Genomic DNA, 1,144 nt, shown 5'->3' on the forward strand with positions numbered 1-1,144 from the left:
TTCCGGGCGCTGTACTTCGCCCCCTACGTCACCCCCATCGTGGCCGCCGCGTGGGTCTGGCAGTGGCTGTTCAGCCCGCAGTTCGGTCCGGTCAACACCTTCCTGATCTGGCTGGGCATCACGCCGCAGAACTTCCTGAACTCCCCGGATCAGGCGCTGGCCACCACGGCGGCCCTGGTGGTGTGGCAGAACCTGGGCTTTCAGATCGTGCTGTTTCTGGCGGGCCTCTCGGCCATTCCCCGCAGCTATTACGAGGCCGCCGAGATTGACGGCGCAAACGGCACCCAGGCGTTCTGGAAGATCACCTGGCCGCTGCTCAACCCCACCATCGTGTTCAGCGTGGTGACGGGAACGATCAGCTACCTGCAACTGTTCACGCAGGTGGTCAACCTGAACTTCACCGATCAGGGCGGGCCGCTGGGCAGCACCATGACGGTGGCGCTGTACATCTACCAGATCGCGTTCGGACGCTTCCAGATGGGCTACGCCTCGGCCATCACGGTGGTGCTGTTCCTGATCATCCTGGCCATCACCCTGTTCCAACTGCGCTTCCTGACCCGGCGGTATGACCTGTGACCACGACACTGAACAAACCCGACACCCGTGAAACGGCGGGCGATCCTCGCCCGCGCCGCCGCCTCAACACCCCGATGCTGCTCGCCTACCTCACGTTGACCGTGGGCATCGTGGTCACGCTGTTTCCCTTCATGTGGATGCTGCTGACCAGCCTCAAGAGCTTTCAGGAACTGTTCAACCTGAGCTTTTTCCCCGCAGCCCCCACCCTGGACAACTACCGTCAGGTCCTGCTGGAAACCAGGTTCATCCAGTGGTTCGGCAACAGCCTGCTGATCGCCGGTGTCACCACCGCCAGCGTGCTGTTCTTCGACTCGATGGTGGGCTACACCCTGGCCAAATTCGACTTTCCGGGCAAGAACATCATCTTCATCCTGATCCTGTCCACCCTGATGATCCCCACCGAGATGCTGGTCATTCCGTGGTTCGTGGGGGTCAGCGACATCAATCTGACCAGCACGGTGCCAGGGGCGTACTTTGCGATCATGTTTCCGGGGCTGATCAGCGCGTTCGGGGTGTTCCTGATGCGGCAGTTCTTCGAGACGCTCCCGGATGACCTGCTGGAAGCGGC

General features: G+C 61.8%; 2 protein-coding genes. Both read left to right on the forward strand.

Going from position 1 to position 1,144, the window contains the following annotated elements:
* Window positions 1-576: carbohydrate ABC transporter permease (locus Q319_RS0123645; RefSeq protein WP_029484813.1), on the forward strand; the 576-nt coding region annotated here is incomplete at its 5' end.
* Window positions 573-1,144: carbohydrate ABC transporter permease (locus Q319_RS0123650; protein ID WP_245619458.1), on the forward strand; the 572-nt coding region annotated here is incomplete at its 3' end. The genes Q319_RS0123645 and Q319_RS0123650, both read left to right, overlap by 4 nt.

The organism is Deinococcus marmoris DSM 12784 (assembly GCF_000701405.1).
Classification (GTDB): domain Bacteria; phylum Deinococcota; class Deinococci; order Deinococcales; family Deinococcaceae; genus Deinococcus; species Deinococcus marmoris.